General features: G+C 66.9%; 36 protein-coding genes. 35 read left to right on the top strand and 1 reads right to left on the bottom strand.

The features are described from left to right. The first annotated feature begins 1 nt into the window (after position 1). Positions 2 to 661 carry a hypothetical protein gene (locus AB0N90_RS20640; protein ID WP_365198499.1) on the top strand — a complete coding sequence of 220 codons (660 nt, stop codon included), beginning with the start codon at positions 2 to 4 and terminating at the stop codon, positions 659 to 661. 10 nt (positions 662 to 671) lie between these two features. On the opposite strand, the gene AB0N90_RS20635 is transcribed toward AB0N90_RS20640, so the two are convergent. Beyond that, positions 672 to 1,049 carry an ATP-binding protein gene (locus tag AB0N90_RS20635; RefSeq protein WP_365198612.1) on the bottom strand — a complete coding sequence of 126 codons (378 nt, stop codon included), beginning with the start codon at positions 1,047 to 1,049 and terminating at the stop codon, positions 672 to 674. Positions 1,050 to 1,224: 175 nt separating this feature from the next. On the opposite strand from AB0N90_RS20635, the gene AB0N90_RS20630 reads away from it, so the two are divergent. The 34 genes from AB0N90_RS20630 (at position 1,225) to AB0N90_RS20465 (ending at position 22,287) form a co-directional block, all read left to right on the top strand. Beyond that, complete coding sequence (locus AB0N90_RS20630) at positions 1,225 to 2,070, top strand: helix-turn-helix transcriptional regulator (RefSeq protein ID WP_086806688.1); 846 nt, start codon at positions 1,225 to 1,227, stop codon at positions 2,068 to 2,070. Beyond that, positions 2,067 to 2,318 carry a DUF397 domain-containing protein gene (locus AB0N90_RS20625; protein ID WP_086806687.1) on the top strand — a complete coding sequence of 84 codons (252 nt, stop codon included), beginning with the start codon at positions 2,067 to 2,069 and terminating at the stop codon, positions 2,316 to 2,318. Before AB0N90_RS20630 ends, AB0N90_RS20625 begins: the two co-directional genes overlap by 4 nt. Before the next feature lie 90 nt (positions 2,319 to 2,408). After that, complete coding sequence (locus AB0N90_RS20620; protein ID WP_232987970.1) at positions 2,409 to 2,777, top strand: hypothetical protein; 369 nt, start codon at positions 2,409 to 2,411, stop codon at positions 2,775 to 2,777. Between the two features lie 45 nt (positions 2,778 to 2,822). Beyond that, positions 2,823 to 5,057, top strand: coding sequence for a hypothetical protein (locus AB0N90_RS20615; protein WP_232987971.1), 2,235 nt, complete (start codon positions 2,823 to 2,825; stop codon positions 5,055 to 5,057). 34 nt (positions 5,058 to 5,091) lie between these two features. Further along, positions 5,092 to 6,192 (top strand): hypothetical protein, encoded by a 1,101-nt coding sequence (locus AB0N90_RS20610; protein ID WP_365198494.1) that lies wholly within the window; start codon positions 5,092 to 5,094, stop codon positions 6,190 to 6,192. Positions 6,193 to 6,633: 441 nt separating this feature from the next. Continuing rightward, positions 6,634 to 6,942 (top strand): 30S ribosomal protein S10, encoded by a 309-nt coding sequence (gene rpsJ, locus AB0N90_RS20605; protein ID WP_003948644.1) that lies wholly within the window; start codon positions 6,634 to 6,636, stop codon positions 6,940 to 6,942. Between the two features lie 18 nt (positions 6,943 to 6,960). Further along, positions 6,961 to 7,605 (top strand): 50S ribosomal protein L3, encoded by a 645-nt coding sequence (rplC, locus tag AB0N90_RS20600; RefSeq protein ID WP_005481233.1) that lies wholly within the window; start codon positions 6,961 to 6,963, stop codon positions 7,603 to 7,605. Positions 7,606 to 7,613: 8 nt separating this feature from the next. Next, positions 7,614 to 8,264, top strand: a complete 651-nt coding sequence (rplD, locus tag AB0N90_RS20595) for a 50S ribosomal protein L4 (RefSeq protein ID WP_128791312.1) — start codon at positions 7,614 to 7,616, stop codon at positions 8,262 to 8,264. Then, the gene (rplW, locus tag AB0N90_RS20590) at positions 8,264 to 8,683 is read left to right on the top strand and encodes a 50S ribosomal protein L23 (RefSeq protein WP_037657557.1); all 420 of its coding nucleotides are present in this window, start codon (positions 8,264 to 8,266) and stop codon (positions 8,681 to 8,683) included. The genes rplD and rplW overlap by 1 nt, the downstream gene beginning before the upstream one ends. A 40-nt stretch (positions 8,684 to 8,723) precedes the next feature. Beyond that, positions 8,724 to 9,560, top strand: coding sequence for a 50S ribosomal protein L2 (gene rplB / locus AB0N90_RS20585; protein WP_030811669.1), 837 nt, complete (start codon positions 8,724 to 8,726; stop codon positions 9,558 to 9,560). Between the two features lie 12 nt (positions 9,561 to 9,572). Beyond that, positions 9,573 to 9,854, top strand: coding sequence for a 30S ribosomal protein S19 (rpsS, locus tag AB0N90_RS20580; RefSeq protein ID WP_003974263.1), 282 nt, complete (start codon positions 9,573 to 9,575; stop codon positions 9,852 to 9,854). Between the two features lie 45 nt (positions 9,855 to 9,899). Then, complete coding sequence (rplV, locus tag AB0N90_RS20575) at positions 9,900 to 10,247, top strand: 50S ribosomal protein L22 (RefSeq protein WP_026252021.1); 348 nt, start codon at positions 9,900 to 9,902, stop codon at positions 10,245 to 10,247. Then, positions 10,247 to 11,068 carry a 30S ribosomal protein S3 gene (gene rpsC, locus AB0N90_RS20570; RefSeq protein ID WP_014674374.1) on the top strand — a complete coding sequence of 274 codons (822 nt, stop codon included), beginning with the start codon at positions 10,247 to 10,249 and terminating at the stop codon, positions 11,066 to 11,068. The genes rplV and rpsC overlap by 1 nt, the downstream gene beginning before the upstream one ends. 5 nt (positions 11,069 to 11,073) lie before the next feature. After that, on the top strand, positions 11,074 to 11,493 hold the full coding sequence (gene rplP, locus AB0N90_RS20565; RefSeq protein ID WP_046418010.1) for a 50S ribosomal protein L16: 420 nt from the start codon (positions 11,074 to 11,076) through the stop codon (positions 11,491 to 11,493). Next, a complete protein-coding gene (gene rpmC, locus AB0N90_RS20560; RefSeq protein WP_007494763.1) occupies positions 11,493 to 11,717 on the top strand; it encodes a 50S ribosomal protein L29 in 225 nt (74 codons plus the stop codon). Before rplP ends, rpmC begins: the two co-directional genes overlap by 1 nt. Then, the gene (gene rpsQ, locus AB0N90_RS20555) at positions 11,717 to 12,001 is read left to right on the top strand and encodes a 30S ribosomal protein S17 (RefSeq protein ID WP_018543912.1); all 285 of its coding nucleotides are present in this window, start codon (positions 11,717 to 11,719) and stop codon (positions 11,999 to 12,001) included. Before rpmC ends, rpsQ begins: the two co-directional genes overlap by 1 nt. A gap of 129 nt (positions 12,002 to 12,130) precedes the next feature. Beyond that, complete coding sequence (gene rplN, locus AB0N90_RS20550; protein ID WP_003998823.1) at positions 12,131 to 12,499, top strand: 50S ribosomal protein L14; 369 nt, start codon at positions 12,131 to 12,133, stop codon at positions 12,497 to 12,499. Between the two features lie 2 nt (positions 12,500 to 12,501). Next, positions 12,502 to 12,825, top strand: coding sequence for a 50S ribosomal protein L24 (rplX, locus tag AB0N90_RS20545; RefSeq protein WP_037657560.1), 324 nt, complete (start codon positions 12,502 to 12,504; stop codon positions 12,823 to 12,825). Then, positions 12,825 to 13,382 (top strand): 50S ribosomal protein L5, encoded by a 558-nt coding sequence (rplE, locus tag AB0N90_RS20540; protein ID WP_037657562.1) that lies wholly within the window; start codon positions 12,825 to 12,827, stop codon positions 13,380 to 13,382. The genes rplX and rplE overlap by 1 nt, the downstream gene beginning before the upstream one ends. Positions 13,383 to 13,387: 5 nt before the next feature. Further along, a complete protein-coding gene (locus AB0N90_RS20535) occupies positions 13,388 to 13,573 on the top strand; it encodes a type Z 30S ribosomal protein S14 (RefSeq protein WP_003948630.1) in 186 nt (61 codons plus the stop codon). A 211-nt stretch (positions 13,574 to 13,784) separates the two neighbouring features. Continuing rightward, positions 13,785 to 14,183, top strand: coding sequence for a 30S ribosomal protein S8 (gene rpsH / locus AB0N90_RS20530; RefSeq protein ID WP_037657563.1), 399 nt, complete (start codon positions 13,785 to 13,787; stop codon positions 14,181 to 14,183). Between the two features lie 24 nt (positions 14,184 to 14,207). Next, positions 14,208 to 14,747 carry a 50S ribosomal protein L6 gene (gene rplF, locus AB0N90_RS20525; RefSeq protein ID WP_037657566.1) on the top strand — a complete coding sequence of 180 codons (540 nt, stop codon included), beginning with the start codon at positions 14,208 to 14,210 and terminating at the stop codon, positions 14,745 to 14,747. Positions 14,748 to 14,750: 3 nt separating this feature from the next. After that, complete coding sequence (rplR, locus tag AB0N90_RS20520) at positions 14,751 to 15,134, top strand: 50S ribosomal protein L18 (RefSeq protein WP_085566121.1); 384 nt, start codon at positions 14,751 to 14,753, stop codon at positions 15,132 to 15,134. Positions 15,135 to 15,170: 36 nt separating this feature from the next. Continuing rightward, a complete protein-coding gene (gene rpsE / locus AB0N90_RS20515) occupies positions 15,171 to 15,776 on the top strand; it encodes a 30S ribosomal protein S5 (RefSeq protein ID WP_007494753.1) in 606 nt (201 codons plus the stop codon). Beyond that, positions 15,776 to 15,958, top strand: coding sequence for a 50S ribosomal protein L30 (rpmD, locus tag AB0N90_RS20510; RefSeq protein WP_003974250.1), 183 nt, complete (start codon positions 15,776 to 15,778; stop codon positions 15,956 to 15,958). The genes rpsE and rpmD overlap by 1 nt, the downstream gene beginning before the upstream one ends. Positions 15,959 to 15,960: 2 nt before the next feature. Next, positions 15,961 to 16,416, top strand: coding sequence for a 50S ribosomal protein L15 (gene rplO, locus AB0N90_RS20505; RefSeq protein ID WP_037657572.1), 456 nt, complete (start codon positions 15,961 to 15,963; stop codon positions 16,414 to 16,416). A 189-nt stretch (positions 16,417 to 16,605) separates the two neighbouring features. Beyond that, entirely contained in the window at positions 16,606 to 17,919 is a 1,314-nt protein-coding gene (gene secY / locus AB0N90_RS20500) for a preprotein translocase subunit SecY (RefSeq protein WP_085566122.1), read from the top strand. Beyond that, positions 17,919 to 18,584 (top strand): adenylate kinase, encoded by a 666-nt coding sequence (locus AB0N90_RS20495; protein ID WP_365198488.1) that lies wholly within the window; start codon positions 17,919 to 17,921, stop codon positions 18,582 to 18,584. The genes secY and AB0N90_RS20495 overlap by 1 nt, the downstream gene beginning before the upstream one ends. A gap of 103 nt (positions 18,585 to 18,687) precedes the next feature. Continuing rightward, complete coding sequence (gene map / locus AB0N90_RS20490) at positions 18,688 to 19,524, top strand: type I methionyl aminopeptidase (RefSeq protein ID WP_365198610.1); 837 nt, start codon at positions 18,688 to 18,690, stop codon at positions 19,522 to 19,524. A 170-nt stretch (positions 19,525 to 19,694) separates the two neighbouring features. Further along, complete coding sequence (gene infA, locus AB0N90_RS20485) at positions 19,695 to 19,916, top strand: translation initiation factor IF-1 (RefSeq protein WP_004927214.1); 222 nt, start codon at positions 19,695 to 19,697, stop codon at positions 19,914 to 19,916. Between the two features lie 60 nt (positions 19,917 to 19,976). Then, the gene (gene rpmJ, locus AB0N90_RS20480; RefSeq protein ID WP_003998809.1) at positions 19,977 to 20,090 is read left to right on the top strand and encodes a 50S ribosomal protein L36; all 114 of its coding nucleotides are present in this window, start codon (positions 19,977 to 19,979) and stop codon (positions 20,088 to 20,090) included. A gap of 191 nt (positions 20,091 to 20,281) precedes the next feature. After that, complete coding sequence (rpsM, locus tag AB0N90_RS20475; RefSeq protein ID WP_037657579.1) at positions 20,282 to 20,662, top strand: 30S ribosomal protein S13; 381 nt, start codon at positions 20,282 to 20,284, stop codon at positions 20,660 to 20,662. A 66-nt stretch (positions 20,663 to 20,728) separates the two neighbouring features. Beyond that, positions 20,729 to 21,133, top strand: coding sequence for a 30S ribosomal protein S11 (gene rpsK, locus AB0N90_RS20470; RefSeq protein ID WP_003956432.1), 405 nt, complete (start codon positions 20,729 to 20,731; stop codon positions 21,131 to 21,133). Between the two features lie 131 nt (positions 21,134 to 21,264). Further along, a complete protein-coding gene (locus AB0N90_RS20465; RefSeq protein WP_003966937.1) occupies positions 21,265 to 22,287 on the top strand; it encodes a DNA-directed RNA polymerase subunit alpha in 1,023 nt (340 codons plus the stop codon). Positions 22,288 to 22,292 lie beyond the last annotated feature (5 nt).

Here is a 22,292-nt window from a genome sequence, read left to right as displayed (position 1 = left end):
CGTGCGCAAGACGATGGCCGTACCCGCCCTGGCCCTGCTCCTGGCGGCCGCGGGGTGCGGATCGGGGGACACGGGGAAGCGCGACGACGATACGGCGGCCACATGCAGGTCGCTGCTCGGCGCGGCCGGGACCGCCTGGGTGAAGCGGAACAGCGACCGCGAGACCGGCGTGGCCGACGCGACCGGCCTCGACGCGGCCGGCGCCCGCTTCCGCGAGGACGCGAGGTCCTGGAGCGGCGACAAGGACAAGGTGACCATGTTCGGCGGCTCCGAGCTGTGCCGGATCGTCGTACGCGACCAGAAGCCCCGCACCAGCGCCCTCTCCCTCCGCTTCGGCGCCTCGAACTTCCCCTTCGACTCCCCGTTCGGCACGAAGAGCGGCGGGTACGACGACGAGACCGCGCGCACGCTCGGCCCGGACGTGAAGCTGGTGACCAGGACGGCGGACGGCCGGACCTCGTACGACGTCTACGTACGGTGCCGCGTCCCGGACGCCCCTCGGGGCCAGGAGACCGGAATCCCCCTGCACGGCTCCCTGACGGACACCCTCACCGGCGCCACGGCCCCCGAGGACCACCAGAAGTACCTCCTCCATGCCGCCGGTGCGGTGGCGAGGGGGTTCGGCTGCGAGAACCGTCCTGTGGTGCCGAGCGGGCCGTGATCCCCGGCCGCTAGGCACCCACCGGGACGGTGATCTCGGCCCACACGGTCTTGCGCGGCACGACGTCCGACGACACGCCCCAGCGGTCGGCGAGCGCCTCCACGATGAGCAGTCCGCGCCCCGACTCCGCCTCCGTGCAGGGGTGTTGGGTCTCGGGCAGGCACTCGCGGCGGGTGTCGGTCACCTCGACGCGGAGCGTGTCGCCGACGACGTTCAGCGTGAGCTGGAAGTTCCGTCCCGGCACCCGGCCATGGGTCGCGGCGTTCGCGGCCAGCTCGGCGATCACGTGCGTGGCCGCGTCCGAGAGGATCCCCCAGCTCCGCAGCTGCTCCGTGGCGAGCAGCCGGGCGAGCCGGGCGCCGCGGGGGGTGGGGGACAGGAGCAGCATGAAGTCGCGGGTGGCGACGGTTTCTTGGTTCACATCACTCAGCGTGGCGGGGGATGGTTCGCTGAGTAAGCGACAGTGTCCGTACGTACGGTGACCGTCTCGGCTTTGTCTCGGCTGTCTCGGCTGTCTCGGGCGTTGTTACGAGTACGAGCGAGCACGCGCCGGAGGAGGAGCTGTGAGCGAAGGTGTGGACGAGGCGGGTTGGGATGTCGAGCCGGGCGACGAGATCGAGTCGATCGTGCAAGCGGTGGGGCGCCTGCTCAAAGTCTGCCGGGAAGCAGCCGGGATGACCGTACCCGAGCTGGCCGAGGCCATGGGGTACGGCGAGGACATGATCCGCAAGATCGAGCGGGGAGCGCGCATCCCCCGGCCGGAGTTCCTCGACAAGGCAGACACGCTCCTGAAGGCGCAGGGGCATCTTCGGGCCTTCATGGAGGACATGAGGAAGGCGCGGTATCCGAAGAAGGTCCGGGAGCTGGCGGAGTTGGAGGAGCGGGCCATCGACGTGCTCCTGTACAGCACCCTTCACATCCATGGGCTCTTGCAGACGGAGGAGTACGCGCGGGCGATGTTCGGTGTGCATCGGCCTGCGCATTCGCCGGACGTGCTGGAGGCCGGGGTGGCAGCGAGGACGGCTCGTCAGTCCATCTTCGAGCGAACTCCCATGCCGGAACTGAGCTTCGTCCAAGAGCAGGTGACACTCGAACGCCCCGTCGGAGGGGCAATGGTGCTGCGTAGACAGCTTGAGCACCTCTTGGAAGTGGCTGAGCGGCCCAACGTGGAGTTCCAGGTGATGCCGACTGGACGGTGGGATCACCCTGGACTGAACGGTCCTATCGAGTTGCTGAGGTTCGCGGACGGCACCGCAATCGGGCGCTCCGACGGGGCGTTCAACGGGCGCCCGATCCAGGACCCCAGGCAACTCCGGATCCTCGAACTGCGGTATGGCATCATCCGGGCTCAGGCGCTCCCGCCAGAGGAGTCTCTGGCCTTCATCGAGCAAGCGCTGGGAGAACTATGAGCACCCCGGAACTCCACTGGTTCAAGAGCAGCTACAGCAGCGGCCCTGATGTGAACGACTGTGTCGAGCTGGCTCTCACCTGGCACAAGAGCAGCTACAGCGACAGCAGTAACGGCAACGACTGCGTCGAGTTCGCCCCCACCCCCACCACCATCCACATCCGCGACTCCAAGAACACCGAGGGCCCCTGCCTCACCGTCGCCCCCGGCACCTGGACCGCGTTCGTCACGCACACCGCCGAACGCTGACGGGCCCGCCGCAACTCAACTTCCCCGTGCGTCATGGGTATTTGCTACGGTGACGTGGTCACGCCAGATCGACATACGGGGGTTGTCATCGTGACGGGAAGCAGCGGCGGGCCCGATCTCGCGTCCTCGCCCGCGGAGAAGACGACCGCGGCGAACACGCTCCACAACGACATCGAGCCGGACACCAAGACGGCAGGGGCCTGGGCGGACGACGAGACGGGCGCGGTGGTGAAGGCGTTCGACGCGAAGGACGGGCACGGCTGGCTCACGTCCGGCGCCGTCGGCAAGGCGCACAAGGTCTGGGGCGAGCAGGTGCAGAACCTGGTGAACCAGTTGTCCGGGGACGAGTCGGCGCTCCGGACCAACACCACCCTACTGTTCGGTACGGACGTCGCGGTGGGCGACAGGACGCGCAAGGTGTCGGTGTTCGACGGGTACTCGCCGCCGCCGGCGAACTGACGCAACCGGACCCACTCGTACGCCATCGCATTGCAACGGGGAACCATGCCGACGTACCACGAGATACTGACGACAGACCTGTCCACGCTCACCACGGCCGCCACCCGCTGGGACGGCATGGCGACGGAGCTGGGCAAGCAGGAGACCGCCTACCAGAAGGACGTGCACGGCATCACCCTGCGCCCGACATGGGTGGGGGAGAGCCAGCAGACCGCCAACGCGCGCTTCGGGATCCGGCTCACGCAGTTCCGGAACGCCCAGACCGAGGCCAAGGCCATCGCCTCGCTGCTGCGTGACGCCCACACCCAGTTCGTGGACCTGCGCAAGAAGCTGGAGTCGGCCCGGGACGACGCCATCGCCAAGGGCATGAAGGTGTCGGACCAGGGCGTGGTCTCGTTCGACACCGAGAAGCTCAGCCAGGGTGCGCGGATGGCCTACGTGCACGACCCCTCCTACCAGGACAGCATCAGCGAGGACGTCGCTTCCTGGCAGGCCCGCATCGATCAGTGCGTGAAGGACGTGGACGACGCCGACAAGGGCGTCGAGGTCGCCTTCACCGCCGTCGTGAAGGGCCCCGAGACGGGCTTCGGCCAGGTCCCCGACTTCAACGGCAAGGCCCAGGGCGACATCGAGAAGTACGAGGCCGACGAGGGCAAGGACATCGCGCAGCGCGTCAACTCCGGCGACGCCTCGGCGGCGGACTACAAGGAGTTGCAGCGCCTCTTCCACGACAACTCCGGTGACAAGGCGTTCAGTCAGACTCTGCTGGACGAGCTGGGCGCCAAGGGCACCCTTCAACTCTCCAACACCCTCGACGGTCTCGCCTACCACGACGACAAGCAGCACAGCGGGCAGTACCTGGACATCCAGAAGGGGCTCGCCACGACACTGGCGACCGCGACCCAGGACCCGCACTCGTCCTTCTACCAGAAGTTCCGCGCGGACATGCGGAAGGCCGGAACCGAGCAGTTCAAGGTCGACGGCCTCAGCCCCATCCCGGACGAGAAGGTCCGCGGCTACCAGAGCCTCGTCACCCTGATGCAGCAGGGAGACGGCTACAACGGGCAGTTCCTGGAGGACACCGCCGACGACATCCGGCACGCGGAGGAGTCGTACGTGTCCAAGGGCGACAACCCGGGCGAGTCCATCTGGGGCCTGCGGGACAAATTCAGCGGCAAGGACCGGGGCTGGTTCGCCAACGACCCGCTCGACGGCGTGCTCGGCATCATGTCGCACGACCCGAAGACCAGCACCGACTACCTGGACCCGGCCCACAACGACAACCTCCAGTACCTGCTGCACGGCCGGGACTGGGACACGGTCGTGGACCACTACGCGACCCCGCCCGGCGGTACGACGGTCGGCATTCCCGTCATGGCGGAGGACGGCGACGTCCGCAAGGGCTTCGGCGCGGCCCTGGAGGCCGCGACGACCGGACAGGCGCCCGGGGGCTACCACCCGATCGGCGAGCACAGCGAGCCGCAGGCCCGCATCCTCCAGCAGACGATCAACACGCTGTACACCGACAAGCACGCCCAGGACCTGCCGACGAACCTCGTCCAGCCGCTGGCCCACATCATGACGTCGTACACGGCCGACACCCACGAGACCTACGCGGAGTCGTCGTCGAAGTACGACATCGACTGGGACAGCTCAGGTTCCGTCTGGAGCGACAAGGACGGCGCGCACATGGCCGTGGGGCACCAGCGGCTCGCCGCCGTCATGCGTGGTATCGCCAACGACCCGGAGGCCTTCGGACACCTCTACGGGGCCGAGCAGCAGTACTCGCACCACGTCCTGGACACGATCCCGCCGGACGCCGGCGACAAGACGATCCGGGACCGCATCGTGGAGTCGTCCCGTGCCATCGGCGCCTATGACGGCGTCCGGTCGGACATCATCTACGACGAGCGGTTCAAGAAGACGCAGTGGGCCGCCGACTTCAACCACGGCCTCGGCACCTCCCTGAGCACGGCGCTGATGTTCAACCCGGTCAAGGACCTCAGCCCGGTGGGAGACCTCAGCCAGAAGGCGCTCGACGTGTGGGCGTACGAGTCGAACAAGGAGCACGTGGCGGAGGCGAACCTCGCCGCGACCGAGCAGAACGCCAAGACCTATGACGCGGGCCAGCACGATGTCGAGAAGCTGGTCAGATCATGGGCGGACAGCCGCGGTCACGCCGTCGACAGCGACTGGACGAAGTACTACGTCCACGCGGGTCAGGACGACTACGCGCACGGACGTGACCGGACCCTGAGTACGCTGCGCGCCGACCGCTGACCGGTGTGCGACGGCCTTCGACGGAATGAGCACGATGCAGACGAAAACCGGGGCCCGGCGTGTGCACGCCGGGTGGTGGGCAGGGGCGTTCCTGCTGGTTCTGGCGCTGGTGGGGGCGGTGCTCTACGGCACCGGGTCCTTCGGCTCCGGGGGCGGAGAGGGCTCACTCGACCGGGCGTGCGACGGCTCTCTGGCCCAGGGCGGCCTCAGCGAGGCGCTGCGCTCGTCGCATCTCAGAGCCGACGAGGAGGGCGACAGCGACTACCTGGCCGCCTGCCGGGTCCGCGGCTCGCAATCCGGTCCGCAGAGCAGCTCCCTGGAGCTGAAGCTGCGCTGGAGCACCGCGAAGGCTCCTTCCCAGGAGCTCACCTGGTACAACGCGGACTACGACGGTGTCCGGGAGCAGGCGGCGCCCCTCGGCCAGGGCTGGTCCGGTGTCGTCAGGTACGCGGGCGGCACCTACCAGGTCATGGCCGCGCTGGACTGCGTCAACCAGAAGAACAAGGCCCTGGTCGCCTACGGTGATCTGCTCGGCACGTCGAACGGCAGCACTGTGACCGGTCTCGGCCGGGTGACCACCGAGACCGCCCGGAAGACAGCCGAGAAGCACGGTTGCCAGGTGAAGGCCGGCCAGCGGCTCACCGGCCTGTCCACCGCACGACTGGGCGCGCCCGGGACGGCGAAACCGCTGTCGCAGGCCCAGGGATCATGCGCGGCGCTGCGCGGAACGGACGCGGCACGAGGCGGTACGCCCGAGGTCATGGAGTACCCGGCGGATCCGGACGCCCCGCAGACCAACTGCTACCTGGTCACGAAGGCGAAGAAGCCCGGTTACGGCCTCTACGCCTATTACGGCGCCGCTGCCAAGGACTTCCTGGCCAGCGAGGGCGAACAGCTCAAGGCGGGCTACGGTCCCACGCACGCCGACCGTGACTACGCCTGGGCCACCGCGACCTGCCCGCGCTCGGCGCAGCGGGCGGTGTTCGCGCTGTACCACCTGCACGACGGGGACACCGACACCTACCCGGTCCCGCACTACTCCGCCTCGTTCGCCCGCGACGCCCTGCGCGCCTTCGCCGACCACGAGGCGAAGCAGCGCGGCTGCACCGGCGTACGGATGACGGCGGGGTCGTGAGGCCGCTCCGGGTCCGCGCCGCGGTTTGACCTTCGTCACTCCCGGGGTAATCTCTTCGGCTCGATTGGCGGAGGCCCCCGCCCGTATGGCAGACTGTCCGAGTTGCTCGGTCGAGTGTTGATGCTGCGCGCCTCCCGCCGGGAGGACCGGAAGCGAGTCCCACAGTACTCGTCGCCCTAACTGCCCTCGGGCAGCACTGGGGCGGACGTACGGGAATCTTCCGGGAAGTGTGGGCGCGACACCGACCAGGCGCCCGGTGGGCCCGAGGTCCCCGGTCCGCGGTTTCCGGAAGGGCCGTGTGCATTCCCCGCAGGGATGTTCGAACAAGGGACATTCATGTCAGCGGGAGCGCGACACGCCCGACCGCGTGGGTCGGAGAAAGCGGGTACCGGAAACCACCGGGTCCCAGAGCGTTAGAAGAGACAGGACTACTGAGTAGCCATGGCGGGACAGAAGATCCGCATCCGGCTCAAGGCCTACGACCACGAGGTCATCGACTCCTCGGCGAAGAAGATCGTCGAGACGGTGACCCGCACTGGTGCGTCGGTCGCGGGCCCGGTGCCGCTGCCCACTGAGAAGAACGTGTACTGCGTCATCAAGTCGCCGCACAAGTACAAGGACTCGCGCGAGCACTTCGAGATGCGCACGCACAAGCGCCTGATCGACATTCTCGACCCGACCCCCAAGACCGTTGACTCTTTGATGCGACTCGACCTCCCGGCCGGTGTCGACATCGAGATCAAGCTCTGAGGGCTGGTGATCTGAAGAATGGCTAAGCAGATCAAGGGCATCCTGGGCGAGAAGCTCGGCATGACGCAGGTGTGGGACGAGAACAACCGTGTCGTCCCGGTCACCGTCGTCAAGGCCGGCCCCAACGTCGTCACCCAGGTCCGCACGAACGACGTCGACGGCTACGAGTCCGTCCAGATCGCGTTCGGCGAGATCGACCCGCGCAAGGTGAACAAGCCCCTCAAGGGCCACTTCGCCAAGGCCGACGTCACCCCCCGCCGCCACCTCGTCGAGATCCGCACCGCGGACGCCTCCGAGTACACGCTGGGCCAGGAGATCTCCGCTGAGGTCTTCGAGGCGGGCGTCAAGGTGGACGTGACCGGCAAGAGCAAGGGCAAGGGCTTCGCCGGTGTCATGAAGCGTCACAACTTCAAGGGCCTCGGCGCCGGACACGGCACCCAGCGCAAGCACCGCTCGCCCGGTTCCATCGGTGGCTGCGCCACCCCGGGCCGCGTGTTCAAGGGCCTCCGCATGGCGGGTCGTATGGGCAACGAGCGGGTCACCACCCAGAACCTGACCGTCCACGCCGTTGACGCGGAGAAGGGTCTGCTGCTCATCAAGGGCGCGGTTCCCGGTCCGAACGGCGGCCTCGTCCTGGTCCGCACCGCGGCCAAGGGGGCCTGAGGTAACCGATGAGCACTGTTGACATCCTTTCGCCGGCGGGCGAGAAGGCCGGTTCGGTCGAGCTCCCCGCGGAGATCTTCGACGCCAAGGTCAGCGTCCCGCTGATCCACCAGGTCGTCGTCGCGCAGCTGGCCGCGGCCCGTCAGGGCACGCACAAGACCAAGACGCGTGGCGAGGTCCGCGGTGGTGGCAAGAAGCCTTACCGCCAGAAGGGCACCGGTCGCGCCCGCCAGGGTTCGACCCGCGCGCCGCAGTTCGCCGGTGGTGGCGTCGTGCACGGTCCCGTGCCGCGTGACTACTCGCAGCGCACCCCGAAGAAGATGAAGGCCGCCGCCCTGCGCGGTGCCCTCACCGACCGGGCGCGTCACAACCGCATCCACGTCGTCGCCGGCGTGGTCGAGGGCCAGGTCTCCACCAAGGCCGCGAAGAGCCTGCTCGGCAAGATCTCGGAGCGCAAGAACCTGCTCCTGGTCGCCGACCGCTCCGACGAGGCCGCGTGGCTGTCCGCCCGCAACCTGCCCCAGGTCCACATCCTGGAGCCGGGCCAGCTGAACACGTACGACGTTCTCGTCTCGGACGACGTGGTCTTCACCCAGGCCGCTTTCGAGTCCTTCGTGTCTGGCCCCAAGGCCGCTGACACCGAAGGGAGCGAGGCCTGATGGCTATCCGTCACCCCGCTATTGCCTCGAAGGCCGCCAAGGCCGCCAAGGCCGCGCGCGTCGCCAAGGCGCGTCGCCACGCCACCGAGGGCAAGAACACCGTCGAGACGCCGCTGAGCAAGTCGTACACGGACCCCCGTGACGTCCTGCTGAAGCCGGTCGTCTCGGAGAAGAGCTACGCGCTCCTCGACGACAACAAGTACACGTTCATCGTCGACCCGAACGCCAACAAGACCCAGATCAAGCAGGCCGTCCAGGCGGTCTTCGACGTCAAGGTCACCGGGGTCAACACGATCAACCGCCAGGGCAAGCGCAAGCGCACGAAGACCGGCTTCGGTCAGCGTGCCGCCACCAAGCGCGCGATCGTGACCCTCGCCGAGGGCGACCGTATCGACATCTTCGGCGGTCCGACCGCCTAAGGGCGGTCCGGATCGTCCGATATCGGACGAGGACTGAGAAATGGGAATCCGCAAGTACAAGCCGACTACGCCGGGCCGTCGTGGCGCCAGCGTCGCCGACTTCGTCGAGGTCACGCGGTCCACGCCGGAGAAGTCGCTGGTCCGTCCCCTGCACAGCAAGGGCGGCCGTAACAACGCCGGTCGTGTGACCGTTCGCCACCAGGGTGGCGGACACAAGCGCGCCTACCGTGTGATCGACTTCCGTCGGCACGACAAGGACGGCGTGCCGGCGAAGGTCGCGCACATCGAGTACGACCCCAACCGCACCGCGCGCATCGCGCTGCTGCACTACGCCGACGGCGAGAAGCGCTACATCCTCGCCCCGCGCAACCTGCAGCAGGGTGACCGCGTCGAGAACGGTCCCGGGGCCGACATCAAGCCGGGCAACAACCTGGCGCTCCGCAACATCCCGGTCGGTACCACGATCCACGCGATCGAGCTCCGTCCCGGTGGCGGTGCCAAGTTCGCCCGCTCCGCCGGTGCCTCCGTGCAGCTGCTCGCGAAGGAGGGCTCCATGGCCCACCTGCGCATGCCGTCCGGCGAGATCCGCCTGGTCGACGTCCGCTGCCGCGCCACCGTCGGTGAGGTCGGCAACGCCGAGCAGAGCAACATCAACTGGGGTAAGGCCGGCCGTAAGCGGTGGCTGGGCGTTCGCCCGACCGTCCGTGGTGTCGTCATGAACCCGGTCGACCACCCGCACGGTGGTGGCGAGGGCCGGACCTCCGGTGGCCGTCACCCCGTGTCCCCGTGGGGCAAGAAGGAAGGCCGTACTCGTTCGCCCAAGAAGGCGTCGAACAAGTACATCGTCCGCCGCCGCAAGACGAACAAGAAGCGCTAAGGACGGGTTGAGATGCCTCGTAGCTTGAAGAAGGGGCCCTTCGTCGACGACCACCTGATCAAGAAGGTGGACACGCAGAACGAAGCCGGCACCAAGAACGTCATCAAGACCTGGTCCCGTCGCTCGATGATCGTCCCGGCCATGCTCGGCCACACGATCGCGGTGCACAACGGCAAGACCCACATCCCGGTGTTCGTCACCGAGTCGATGGTCGGCCACAAGCTCGGCGAGTTCTCGCCGACGCGCACCTTCCGCGGCCACGTCAAGGACGACCGGAAGTCGAAGCGCCGCTAATCGCGGATCGCATTCAGACAAGTAAGTAACTCTGAAGGGACAACCATGGAAGCCAGGGCCCAGGCGCGGTACATCCGCGTCACGCCCATGAAGGCCCGCCGTGTGGTGGACCTCATCCGTGGCATGGACGCCACGGAGGCCCAGGCTGTTCTGCGATTCGCCCCGCAGGCAGCCTCGGTTCCGGTCGGCAAGGTGCTGGACAGCGCCATTGCCAATGCCGCGCACAACTACGACCACACCGATGTCGACAGCCTGGTCATCTCCGAGGCCTACGTCGACGAGGGCCCGACCCTGAAGCGGTTCCGTCCGCGTGCCCAGGGCCGTGCCTACCGGATCCGCAAGCGGACCAGCCACATCACCGTGGTCGTCAGCAGCAAGGAAGGAACCCGGTAATGGGCCAGAAGGTTAACCCGCATGGGTTCCGGCTCGGTGTCACGACCGACTTCAAGTCGCGTTGGTACGCCGACAAGCTGTACAAGGACTACGTCAAGGAAGACGTCGCCATCCGTCGGATGATGACGTCCGGCATGGAGCGCGCCGGCATCTCGAAGGTTGAGATCGAGCGCACCCGTGACCGTGTCCGTGTGGACATCCACACCGCTCGTCCGGGCATCGTCATCGGCCGCCGCGGCGCCGAGGCCGACCGCATCCGCGGTGACCTGGAGAAGCTGACCGGCAAGCAGGTTCAGCTCAACATCCTTGAGGTCAAGAACCCGGAGACGGACGCTCAGCTGGTGGCCCAGGCCGTCGCCGAGCAGCTCTCCTCCCGTGTCTCCTTCCGCCGTGCCATGCGTAAGAGCATGCAGTCGGCGATGAAGGCGGGCGCCAAGGGCATCAAGATCCAGTGCGGTGGCCGCCTCGGTGGCGCCGAGATGTCCCGCTCGGAGTTCTACCGCGAGGGCCGTGTGCCCCTGCACACGCTCCGCGCGAACGTGGACTACGGCTTCTTCGAGGCCAAGACGACCTTCGGCCGCATCGGTGTGAAGGTCTGGATCTACAAGGGCGACGTCAAGAACATCGCCGAGGTCCGCGCCGAGAACGCTGCGGCCCGTGCGGGTAACCGCCCGGCCCGTGGCGGTGCCGACCGCCCGGCCCGTGGTGGCCGTGGTGGCGAGCGGCGCGGTCGCAAGCCGCAGCAGGCTGCCGGCGCCGAGGCCCCCAAGGCCGAGGCTCCCGCCGCCGCTCCGGCTGAGAGCACCGGAACGGAGGCCTGACCGACATGCTGATCCCCCGTAGGGTCAAGCACCGCAAGCAGCACCACCCGAAGCGCGACGGTATGTCCAAGGGTGGCACGCAGGTTGCGTTCGGCGAGTACGGCATCCAGGCGCTGACCCCGGCCTACGTCACGAACCGCCAGATCGAGGCGGCTCGTATCGCGATGACCCGCCACATCAAGCGTGGCGGCAAGGTCTGGATCAACATCTACCCGGACCGTCCGCTCACCAAGAAGCCCGCCGAGACCCGCATGGGTTCCGGTAAGGGTTCTCCGGAGTGGTGGATCGCCAACGTCAAGCCCGGACGCGTCATGTTCGAGCTGTCGTACCCCAACGAGAAGATCGCCCGTGAGGCGCTGACTCGTGCGGCCCACAAGCTGCCGATGAAGTGCCGGATCGTCAAGCGCGAGGCAGGTGAAGCGTGATGTCGGCCGGTACCAAGGCGTCCGAGCTGCGCGAGCTGGGCAACGAGGAGCTTCTTGCGAAGCTCCGCGAGGCCAAGGAAGAGCTGTTCAACCTCCGCTTCCAGGCGGCGACGGGGCAGCTCGAGAACCATGGCCGTCTGAAGGCGGTCCGCAAGGACATCGCGCGGATCTACACCCTGATGCGCGAGCGTGAGCTGGGCATCGAAACGGTGGAGAACGCCTGATGAGCGAGAAGAACGTGACTGAGAACGCAGAGGCCCGCGGCTTCCGCAAGACCCGTGAGGGTCTCGTCGTCAGCGACAAGATGGACAAGACCGTCGTCGTCGCCGTCGAGGACCGTGTGAAGCACGCGCTGTACGGCAAGGTCATCCGCCGTACGAACAAGCTCAAGGCGCACGACGAGCAGAACGCCGCGGGTGTCGGCGACCGTGTCCTCCTCATGGAGACCCGGCCGCTGTCCGCCACGAAGCGCTGGCGCGTCGTCGAGATCCTCGAGAAGGCCAAGTAGGTAATTCCCGCAAGGGAATTCCAAAAGTAGGTTCCTGCGGGGCGCCCCTCGCAGGACAGTTCCGCCAGGCTCCGGGGGCCGTTCAGCTGAGCGGCCCCCGGGGAACCGGCAGACATTCAGGAGATAGACGTGATCCAGCAGGAGTCGCGACTGCGTGTCGCCGACAACACTGGTGCGAAGGAAATCCTTTGCATCCGTGTGCTCGGTGGCTCCGGTCGCCGCTACGCGGGCATCGGTGACGTCATCGTCGCCACCGTCAAGGACGCGATCCCCGGTGGCAACGTGAAGAAGGGTGACGTCGTCAAGGCGGTCATCGTTCGCACCGTCAAGGAGCGCCGCCGTCCGGACGGCTCGTACATCCGCTTCGACGAGAACGCCGCCGTCATTCTGAAGAACGACGGCGACCCTCGCGGCACCCGTATCTTCGGCCCGGTCGGCCGTGAGCTGCGCGAGAAGAAGTTCATGAAGATCATCTCGCTCGCGCCGGAGGTGCTGTAAGCATGAAGATCAAGAAGGGCGACCTGGTCCAGGTCATCACCGGTAAGGACAAGGGCAAGCAGGGCAAGGTCATTGCCGCTTACCCGCGCGACGAGCGTGTCCTGGTCGAGGGTGTCAACCGGGTCAAGAAGCACACGAAGGCCGGTCCGACCGCCAGTGGCTCCCAGGCCGGCGGCATCGTGACCACCGAGGCGCCGATCCACGTCTCCAACGTCCAGCTGGTCGTGGAGAAGGACGGCGAGAAGGTCGTCACTCGTGTCGGCTACCGCTTCGACGAAGAGGGCAACAAGATCCGCGTTGCCAAGCGGACGGGTGAGGACATCTGATGGCTACCACCACCACTCCGCGTCTGAAGCAGAAGTACCGCGACGAGATCGCCGGCAAGCTGCGTGACGAGTTCAAGTACGAGAACGTCATGCAGATCCCCGGCCTCGTCAAGATCGTGGTCAACATGGGTGTGGGCGACGCCGCCCGCGACTCCAAGCTGATCGAGGGCGCCATCCGCGACCTCACCACGATCACCGGTCAGAAGCCGGCCGTCACCAAGGCCCGGAAGTCCATCGCGCAGTTCAAGCTGCGTGAGGGTCAGCCGATCGGTGCCCACGTCACGCTCCGTGGCGACCGCATGTGGGAGTTCCTGGACCGCACCCTGTCGCTGGCGCTCCCGCGCATCCGCGACTTCCGCGGCCTGTCCCCCAAGCAGTTCGACGGCCGTGGCAACTACACCTTCGGTCTCACGGAGCAGGTCATGTTCCACGAGATCGACCAGGACAAGATCGACCGCGTCCGGGGTATGGACATCACCGTGGTCACCACGGCGACCAACGACGCTGAGGGCCGCGCGCTCCTTCGTCACCTCGGCTTCCCGTTCAAGGAGGCGTGAGCGAGATGGCGAAGAAGGCTCTGATCGCTAAGGCTGCTCGCAAGCCCAAGTTCGGTGTGCGTGGCTACACCCGCTGCCAGCGCTGCGGCCGCCCCCACTCCGTGTACCGCAAGTTCGGCCTGTGCCGCGTGTGCCTTCGTGAGATGGCTCACCGTGGCGAGCTGCCGGGCGTGACCAAGAGCTCCTGGTAGTCCCCACTTTTAGGGCTACCTGGACCTCTCGGTAAGCAACCGGGACGGCGGAGGTGCCGACTCTCATGGCTTAGGCTAGGAGGGTTGGGCCTCTGCCGCCCTGAACGACTTACTACGCCGTAGGTCCCCGCGCCGCACCCGTCCCGTCCCAGTACGGGGAGAGGGATGGCGCATATAGGAAACCCCGGCGAGAAAGGCCACAGGCCAATTCATGACCATGACTGATCCGATCGCAGACATGCTTACGCGTCTGCGGAACGCGAACTCGGCTTACCACGACTCGGTGTCGATGCCGCACTCCAAGATCAAGTCGCACATCGCGGAGATCCTCCAGCAGGAGGGCTTCATCACGGGCTGGAAGACCGAGGACGCCGAGGTCGGCAAGAACCTCGTCCTCGAGCTGAAGTTCGGCCCGAACCGTGAGCGCTCCATCGCGGGCATCAAGCGGATCTCCAAGCCCGGTCTCCGGGTGTACGCGAAGTCCACCAACCTGCCCAAGGTGCTGGGCGGCCTCGGCGTGGCGATCATCTCCACGTCGCACGGTCTCCTCACCGACAAGCAGGCCGGCAAGAAGGGCGTGGGTGGGGAAGTCCTCGCCTACGTCTGGTAGCAGAAGGGAACGGAGGAAACAGCTATGTCGCGAATCGGCAAGCTCCCCATCGCGGTTCCCGCCGGCGTGGACGTCACCATCGACGGCCGCACGGTCAAGGTCAAGGGCCCCAAGGGCGAGCTGACCCACACCGTCGTGGCACCGATCGACATCGCCAAGGGCGAGGACGGCACCCTGCAGGTGACGCGCCCCAACGACGAGCGTCAGAACAAGGCCCTGCACGGCCTGTCCCGCACGCTGGTGGCGAACATGATCACCGGCGTGACCCAGGGTTACGTGAAGAAGCTCGAGATCAGCGGTGTCGGTTACCGAGTGACCGCCAAGGGTTCCAACCTGGAGTTCGCTCTCGGTTACAGCCACCCGATCCTGGTCGAGGCGCCTGAGGGAATCTCCTTCAAGGTGGAGACCCCGACCCGTTTCCAGGTCGAGGGCATCGACAAGCAGAAGGTCGGCGAGGTTGCGGCCAACATCCGCAAGCTGCGCAAGCCTGACCCGTACAAGGCCAAGGGCGTCAAGTACGAGGGCGAAGTCATCCGCCGCAAGGTCGGAAAGGCGGGTAAGTAAGCCATGGCATACGGGCAGAAGATCCTCAAGGGCGACGCCTACAAGCGCGCCGCGATCAAGCGCCGTCACATCCGGATCCGCAAGCGGGTGTCCGGTACGGCGGAGCGCCCCCGTCTGGTCGTGACCCGCTCCAACCGCCACATCGTGGCGCAGGTGATCGACGACCTGAAGGGTCACACCCTCGCGTCGGCGTCCACGCTGGACACCTCGATCCGCGGTGGCGAGGGCGACAAGTCCACGCTGGCCAAGCAGGTCGGCGCCCTGGTCGCCGAGCGGGCCAAGGCCGCGGGCGTCGAGGCCGTCGTGTTCGACCGTGGTGGCAACCAGTACGCCGGGCGCATCGCCGCCCTGGCGGACGCCGCCCGCGAGGCCGGGCTCAAGTTCTGAGCCGCTTGTAGCTAGCGGAAAGAGAGAGGTAATCCAATGGCTGGACCCCAGCGCCGCGGAGGCGGTGCCGGTGGCGGCGAGCGGCGGGACCGGAAGGGCCGTGACGGCGGCGCTGCTGCCGCCGAGAAGACCGCGTACGTCGAGCGCGTCGTCGCGATCAACCGTGTCGCCAAGGTAGTGAAGGGTGGTCGTCGCTTCAGCTTCACCGCGCTGGTCGTGGTGGGCGATGGTGACGGCACCGTCGGTGTCGGTTACGGCAAGGCCAAGGAGGTGCCGGCCGCCATCGCCAAGGGTGTTGAGGAGGCCAAGAAGCACTTCTTCAAGGTCCCCCGTATCCAGGGCACCATCCCGCACCCGATCCAGGGTGAGAAGGCTGCCGGCGTCGTGCTGCTCAAGCCCGCGTCCCCGGGTACCGGTGTTATCGCCGGTGGTCCGGTGCGCGCCGTGCTCGAGTGCGCCGGTATCCACGACATCCTGTCGAAGTCGCTCGGCTCCGACAACGCGATCAACATCGTGCACGCCACGGTGGCGGCCCTCAAGGGTCTGCAGCGTCCGGAGGAGGTCGCGGCCCGCCGCGGTCTGCCTCTGGAGGACGTTGCCCCCGCTGCCCTGCTGCGTGCGCGTGCCGGGGCGGGTGCGTGATGGCTCAGCTCAAGATCACGCAGGTCAAGTCCTACATCGGCAGCAAGCAGAACCACCGTGACACCCTGCGCTCCCTTGGTCTCAAGGGCATCAACACGCAGGTCGTCAAGGAGGACCGCCCCGAGTTCCGCGGCATGGTGCACACCGTCCGCCACCTCGTGACGGTCGAGGAGGTCGACTGATCATGGCGGAGCAGAACCCGCTCAAGATCCACAACCTCCGTCCCGCCCCGGGCGCCAAGACCGCGAAGACCCGTGTCGGTCGTGGTGAGGCGTCGAAGGGTAAGACGGCCGGTCGTGGTACCAAGGGCACCAAGGCCCGTTACCAGGTTCCGGAGCGCTTCGAGGGTGGCCAGATGCCCCTCCACATGCGTCTCCCGAAGCTCAAGGGCTTCAAGAACCCGTTCAAGACCGAGTACCAGGTCGTGAACCTGGACAAGCTGGCCGCGCTCTACCCGCAGGGTGGAGAGGTCACCGTCCAGGACCTCGTCGACAAGGGTGCCGTTCGCAAGAACAGCCTCGTCAAGGTCCTCGGCCAGGGCGAGATCTCCGTGGCGCTGCAGGTGACGGTCGACGCCGTCTCCGGCTCCGCCAAGGAGAAGATCACCGCCGCCGGCGGTACGGTCACCGAGCTCGTCTGAGTCCTTCGGACGACGCCTCGATGACGTAAACGATCCCGACCGGGGGTACCTCACAATGAGGTATCCCCGGTTGGTCGTTCCAAGGGGGGCATGGTCGCCGGTAAGGTGGCCAACACTGTTCTCACTCGTATTCGTCGAACCTCAGACCGTCACCCTTGACGCAGTTGCGCGGGGGTCGCAGGAGGCACCGTGCTCACCGCGTTCGCCCGGGCGTTCAAGACGCCCGACCTGCGCAAGAAGCTGCTCTTCACGCTGGGCATCATCGTGGCCTACCGCGTGGGTACCCACATTCCGATCCCCGGCGTCAACTACAAGGCCGTCCAGCAGTGCGTGAGCGAGGCCGGGGCCAACCAGGGCCTGTTCGGCCTCGTGAACATGTTCAGCGGCGGTGCGCTGCTGCAGATCACGGTCTTCGCGCTCGGCATCATGCCGTACATCACGGCCAGCATCATTCTTCAGCTGCTGACCGTGGTCATCCCGCGCCTCGAAGCCCTCAAGAAGGAGGGCCAGGCCGGCACCACGAAGATCACGCAGTACACCCGATACCTCACCCTCGCCCTCGCGATCCTGCAGGGCACCGGCCTCGTCGCCACCGCCCGCAGCGGCGCGCTGTTCAGCGGCTGCTCGGTGGCCACCAGCATCGTGCCGGACCAGGCGATCTTCACGACCATCACCATGGTCATCTGCATGACCGCGGGCACCACGGTGGTGATGTGGCTCGGCGAGCTGATCACCGACCGCGGCATCGGCAACGGCATGTCGATCCTGATGTTCATCTCGATCGCCGCCACGTTCCCGTCCGCGCTGTGGGCCATCAAGAAGCAGGGCACCCTGGCCGGCGGCTGGATCGAGTTCGGCACCGTGATCCTGGTCGGCCTGGTCATGGTCGCGCTCGTGGTCTTCGTCGAGCAGGCCCAGCGCCGCATCCCGGTCCAGTACGCGAAGCGGATGATCGGGCGCCGGTCCTACGGCGGTACGTCCACGTACATCCCGCTCAAGGTGAACCAGGCGGGTGTGATCCCGGTCATCTTCGCCTCGTCCCTGCTGTACATCCCGGCCCTGGTCGCCCAGTTCGCGGGCGGCAACTCGGGCTGGAAGCAGTGGGTGCAGACGAACCTCACCAAGGGTGACCACCCGGTTTACATCACTGCGTACTTCTTGCTCATCGTTTTCTTCGCGTTCTTCTACGTGGCGATCTCCTTCAACCCCGAAGAAGTCGCCGACAACATGAAGAAGTATGGTGGCTTCATCCCGGGCATCCGGGCTGGCCGACCGACCGCTGAGTACCTGTCGTACGTGCTCAACCGGATCACCTGGCCGGGTTCGCTGTATCTGGGTCTGATCGCTCTCGTACCGACAATGGCGTTGGTCGGCTTCGGAGCAAGCCAGAACTTCCCCTTCGGCGGCACCAGCATCCTCATCATCGTGGGTGTCGGTCTCGAGACGGTGAAGCAGATCGAGAGCCAGCTCCAGCAGCGCAATTACGAAGGGTTCCTCCGCTGATGCGTATCGTCCTCGTCGGGCCGCCCGGTGCCGGTAAGGGAACGCAGGCCGTCCGGCTCGCTGAGAAGCTGGCCGTCCCGCACATCTCCACGGGCGACCTGTTCCGGGCCAACATCAGCCGGCAGACCGAGCTGGGCAAGCTCGCGAAGTCCTACATGGACGCCGGCAACCTCGTGCCCGACGAGGTCACCATCGCCATGGCCAAGGACCGCATGGAGCAGCCGGACGCCGTGAACGGCTTCCTGCTCGACGGCTTCCCGCGGAACGTCGCACAGGCCGAGGCGCTGGACGAGCTGCTGCGCACCGAGAAGATGACGCTCGACGCGGTGCTGGACCTGGAGGCCCCCGAGGACGAGGTGGTCAAGCGCATCGCCGGCCGCCGGATCTGCCGCAAGGACTCCTCGCACGTCTTCCACGTGGCGTACAACGCGCCGCAGCAGGAAGGCGTCTGCGACATCTGCGGCGGCGAGCTGTACCAGCGTGCGGACGACTCCGAGGACACGGTGCGTACGCGCCTGGAGGTCTACCACACGCAGACCGAGCCCATCATCGACTACTACAAGTCGCAGGGCCTGGTCCGTACGATCTCCGCGACGGGCCCGGTGGACGAGGTCACCGAGCGCGCCCTGGAGGCGCTGAAGAGCGAGCAGGCCGAGAACCACTGAGTCCGGCCGCCTTCCGGCCGCGGTGCCCTTCCGGGGGCGCCGCGGCCGTAGTGTTGTACAGGTAAACCCAGCCGACGTGAGTGACGGAGAGCGCAGGCCCCCCATGGTGCAGATCAAGACGCCCGAGCAGATCGCCAAGATGCGTGCGGCGGGCCTGGTCGTCGCCGCGATCCACGCGGCCACCCGGGAGGCCGCGGTGCCCGGCGCCTCCACGAAGGACCTGGACGAGGTCGCGCGCAAGGTGCTCGCCGAGCACGGCGCCAAGTCGAACTTCCTGGGGTACGGCGGCTTCCCCGCGACCATCTGCACCTCCGTGAACGACGTGGTCGTGCACGGCATCCCGTCCGACGAGGTCGTCCTCAAGGACGGCGACATCATCTCCATCGACTGCGGCGCGATCGTGGACGGCTGGCACGGCGACGCGGCGTACACCGCCTTCGTCGGCTCCGGCCACGCCCCCGAGCTGGTCGAGCTGTCCCGGGTGACCGAGGGCTCGATGTGGGCCGGCATCGCCGCGATGAAGCTGGGCAACCGGCTGGTCGACATCTCCCGGGCCATCGAGACGTACATCCGCCGCCAGCCGAAGCCGGGCGGCGGCAAGTACGGGATCATCGAGGACTACGGCGGCCACGGCATCGGCACCGAGATGCACATGGACCCGCATCTGCTGAACTACGTCGAGCGGCGGCGGGGCAAGGGCCCGAAGCTGGTCCCCGGCTTCTGCCTGGCCATCGAGCCCATGGTCTCCCTCGGCACCCCGCGCACCGAGGTCCTGGAAGACGACTGGACGGTCATCACGACCGACGGCACCTGGTCCTCCCACTGGGAGCACTCCGTCGCGCTGACGGAGGAGGGCCCGCTGGTGCTCACCGCGGTCGACGGCGGCAAGGCGAAGCTGGCGGAGTTCGGCATCGCGACGGCTCCCGACCCCCTGGCGTAGTGAACAGAGCTCGCATAGTGGTCGCTCTTGTGGGGAAGACTCCCTCGATTCGCGTTTCGGGGCCCTCCGACGTAGACTGACTCGTCGGCTCTCGTGCATCCGCATGTCCGCATGCACCCGTAAGGGGAAGCAGGGGAGTCGATCAAGGTAGTCGATTCGAAGGGCGAAGCGTGGCCAAGAAGCAAGGTGCCATCGAGATCGAGGGCACTGTCGTCGAGTCTCTGCCGAACGCCATGTTCAGGGTCGAGCTCCAGAACGGCCACCAGGTCCTGGCACACATCAGCGGCAAGATGCGTATGCACTACATCCGCATCCTCCCTGACGACCGGGTCGTGGTGGAGCTGTCTCCGTACGACCTGACGCGTGGCCGGATCGTCTACCGGTACAAGTAGATCTTGCCCGCGCCCCGGGCCCGCCCGGTGCGATGGCACTGACCCGGAGAACCTCACCCCATGAAGGTCAAGCCGAGCGTCAAGAAGATCTGCGACAAGTGCAGGGTGATCCGCCGTCACGGCCGGGTCATGGTCATTTGCGAGAACCCGCGCCACAAGCAGCGCCAGGGCTGACGCACGACCACCCTCTCTGCACCTCTATCGCAGAGTCTTCGCGCGACGCGAGCTGAATTGTTCATACGCAGAACCCGAGCCGATGGGCTCGACACCCCCGGCTCGGAGGCCGGGGACCCGGTTCGTACCTGGTACGGCGGCCGGGAGCCGGTTCTGCGGAAGACCTCCGAAGATTCACCAGGAGCCATTGAATGGCACGCGTTTCCGGTGTTGACATCCCGCGCGAAAAGCGCGTGGAGGTCGCCCTCACCTACGTGTTCGGCATCGGCCGGACCCTCTCGAAGGAGACGCTGGCTGCGACCGGCGTCGACCCGAACACCCGTGTTCGTGACCTGAGCGAAGAGCAGCTGGTCGCGATCCGCGAGTACGTCGACAGCAACATCAAGACCGAGGGTGACCTCCGTCGCGAGATCCAGGCCGACATCCGCCGCAAGGTCGAGATCGGTTGCTACCAGGGTCTCCGTCACCGTCGCGGTCTGCCCGTCCGCGGTCAGCGCACCAGCACCAACGCCCGCACCCGCAAGGGCCCGCGTCGCGCCATTGCCGGCAAGAAGAAGCCGGGCAAGAAGTAGTCCGCAGCGGACCACATTCCACGGTCTTCGCTGTAGGACCGACCACCTCCCTCTAGGAGTTTGTAGATGCCCCCCAAGGGTCGTCAGGGCGCTGCCAAGAAGGTGCGCCGCAAGGAAAAGAAGAACGTCGCTCACGGCCACGCGCACATCAAGAGCACGTTCAACAACACGATCGTCTCGATCACGGACCCCTCGGGCAACGTGATCTCCTGGGCCTCCGCCGGCCACGTCGGCTTCAAGGGCTCCCGGAAGTCCACGCCGTTCGCCGCGCAGATGGCCGCCGAGTCGGCTGCCCGCCGCGCCCAGGAGCACGGCATGCGCAAGGTCGACGTGTTCGTCAAGGGCCCGGGTTCCGGTCGTGAGACCGCGATCCGCTCCCTGCAGGCCACGGGTCTCGAGGTCGGCTCCATCCAGGACGTCACCCCGACCCCGCACAACGGCTGCCGCCCGCCGAAGCGCCGCCGCGTCTGACGCGCAGCGCTCCGCTGGTTTTTTGCGGTTTCGGGCGGTACGGCCTCTGTGAGGAAGCCGTACCGCCCGTACCCTTGCAGTACTGAGTCGGGCGTCAAATAGCGGGCGCCCCTGACTGAAGGATCTCCACCATGCTGATCGCTCAGCGTCCTTCGTTGACCGAAGAGGTCGTCGACGAGTTCCGCTCCCGGTTCGTGATCGAGCCGCTGGAGCCGGGCTTCGGCTACACCCTCGGCAACTCCCTCCGCCGTACCCTCCTGTCCTCGATCCCCGGTGCCGCTGTCACCAGCATCCGGATCGACGGTGTCCTGCACGAGTTCACCACCGTGCCGGGCGTCAAGGAGGACGTCACCGACCTGATCCTCAACATCAAGCAGCTGGTCGTCTCCTCGGAGCACGACGAGCCGGTCGTGATGTACCTGCGCAAGCAGGGCCCGGGTCTGGTGACCGCCGCCGACATCGCGCCCCCGGCCGGTGTCGAGGTGCACAACCCCGACCTCGTCCTCGCCACGCTCAACGGCAAGGGCAAGCTGGAGATGGAGCTGACCGTCGAGCGCGGTCGCGGCTACGTCTCCGCGGTGCAGAACAAGCAGGTGGGCCAGGAGATCGGCCGTATCCCGGTCGACTCCATCTACTCGCCGGTTCTCAAGGTCACGTACAAGGTCGAGGCCACGCGTGTCGAGCAGCGCACCGACTTCGACAAGCTGATCGTGGATGTCGAGACCAAGCAGGCGATGCGTCCGCGTGACGCCATGGCCTCCGCCGGTAAGACCCTGGTCGAGCTGTTCGGTCTCGCGCGCGAGCTGAACATCGACGCCGAGGGCATCGACATGGGTCCGTCCCCGACGGACGCCGCGCTCGCCGCGGACCTGGCCCTGCCGATCGAGGAGCTGGAGCTCACCGTTCGGTCGTACAACTGCCTCAAGCGCGAGGGCATCCACTCCGTGGGTGAGCTCGTGGCGCGTTCCGAGGCGGACCTGCTGGACATCCGCAACTTCGGTGCGAAGTCCATCGACGAGGTCAAGGCGAAGCTGGCCGGCATGGGCCTGGCGCTCAAGGACAGCCCGCCCGGATTCGACCCGACGGCCGCCGCGGACGCGTTTGGCGCGGACGACGACGCGGACGCCGGTTTCGTCGAGACCGAGCAGTACTAGGAACT

Origin of the sequence: Streptomyces sp. NPDC093018, assembly GCF_040684035.1 — a bacterium.
In the GTDB taxonomy this organism is placed as follows: domain Bacteria; phylum Actinomycetota; class Actinomycetes; order Streptomycetales; family Streptomycetaceae; genus Streptomyces; species Streptomyces murinus.
The sequence above is the reverse complement of the archived record's forward strand: the minus strand, read 5'-3'. Positions and strand labels throughout refer to the sequence as shown.